Genomic DNA, 1,571 nt, shown 5'->3' with positions numbered 1-1,571 from the left:
CAATGTTTAACACCCCTCACCCTTCGCTGGCAAGGCCTTGATGGCAGAAACGGCTGCATCACGATTGGCGAAGTTGCCGTAGGTGATCACGTAGAGAGGCTTGCCGTTGAGCACTTTCTTGAAATAGCGGTACTCTCCACCCTGCTCTTTGACGAAGTTTTGCGCGGTGGTTTCGGAGCTGGTGCCGAGGATCTGTACCACGTAGTTGCCGGTCGGTTGCCCGGCGTACCAGCTACCACCCGCGGCTTTGGCGACGACAACCGGCTTCTCCGCCGGTTTGGCCGCTGCGACAGGCTTGGCCGGCGCTGGAGCCGGTTTCGCGGCTGGCGCTGCCGGAGCAGGCTTGGCGGTGGCGATCTGCGTTGGAGCTGGCGTCGGCCTGGCGGCTGGCACCGGAACCGGAGTTGGTGCAGGACCGGCCGCAACACCCGCTGGTGGCGCGGAAGTGGTCACGGTCGGCGGCGTAGCGCTGGAGCCTTCCAGCGGCACGCCATCGTCACCTTCAGTGATCCCGCCAGCCGCTTCGGCCAGTGGGCCGCGCATGACCGGTTGCGAATTGCCGACCAGCGGCAATGGCATTGGCTGGGTATTGCCGGCGAACTCGACGTTCGGCGCGCCACCCTTGGCGCCCTGGCCCAATGGCAGTTGTGCCTGTTCATTGGCCGGTGCGCCGGTAGTCGGCGCCTTGTTGCGACCCGGCATCAGCCAGGCGGCGGCGACCGCGACCACTACGACGGCGGAAATCGCCAATACGTGTTTCTTCGGCATGTTGAACCCCATACTTGGACGCTTGACCGCAGAGCGGCTGGCGATCATGACTTCGATCAGTGCATCGCGAGCGACCTGGTTGATATTGCCCGGCCAACCCTCGGAGCTTTCGTGAATATCAGAGATCTGATCTGCGGTGAAAAGTTCGACACCCCGGCCAGCACCTTCGAGCCGCTGGTCGAGATATTCGCGGGTTTCTTCTTCGGTGTACGGCTGCAATTCGATGACGTGGAAGCGCTCTTCCTCAAGGTGCAAGGCCTCGAGTTGCGCGATCAGCGACGACTCGCCGAACAGGAACACATGCGGGCGACCTTCCGGTGCGCCGGCACCCAGCGCCATCAGCGCTTCGAGGGCGGATTCGTCGAGTTGCTCGGCGTCATCCACCAGCAGATAGACTTCCTGCCCGGTCAGCGCCAGTTGCACCACCTGATCGAGAATCGCCCCGACGTCGGCATGCGCCACGTTCAGCGCCTGAGCCACCTGACGCAGCACGCCGCTGGCATCACCGGCACCGCGCGCCGAAACCACCACGCTTTGTACCGATTGTTTGTTGGTACTGGCCACCAGCGCCTGACGCAGCAGGGTCTTGCCGCTGCCTTGCGGGCCGGTTACCACCAGCAGCAACTGGCTGTAACGCGCCAGATGATGCAGTTGCCCCAGCACGGGCTTGCGCTGGGCCGGGAAGAATTTGAAGCCCGGCACCCGCGGAGCGAAAGGGTCGTGACTTAACTGGAAGTGGCCGAGGAACGCCTCGTCGGCATGCAAACTAGTCATCGGAATCTTATTAACCTTTAAGCTGAGCC

General features: G+C 63.0%; 1 protein-coding gene. It reads right to left on the bottom strand.

All coding sequences use genetic code 11. The features are described 5' to 3' along the window. Window positions 1-6 precede the first annotated feature (6 nt). Entirely contained in the window at window positions 7-1,542 is a 1,536-nt protein-coding gene (locus ACIOZM_RS30045) for an AAA family ATPase (RefSeq protein WP_401220923.1), read from the bottom strand. Window positions 1,543-1,571: the final 29 nt, after the last annotated feature.

It is taken from the genome of Pseudomonas sp. NPDC087346 (assembly GCF_044744235.1).
Classification (GTDB): domain Bacteria; phylum Pseudomonadota; class Gammaproteobacteria; order Pseudomonadales; family Pseudomonadaceae; genus Aquipseudomonas.
This window is presented reverse-complemented; position numbering and strand designations above follow the sequence as displayed.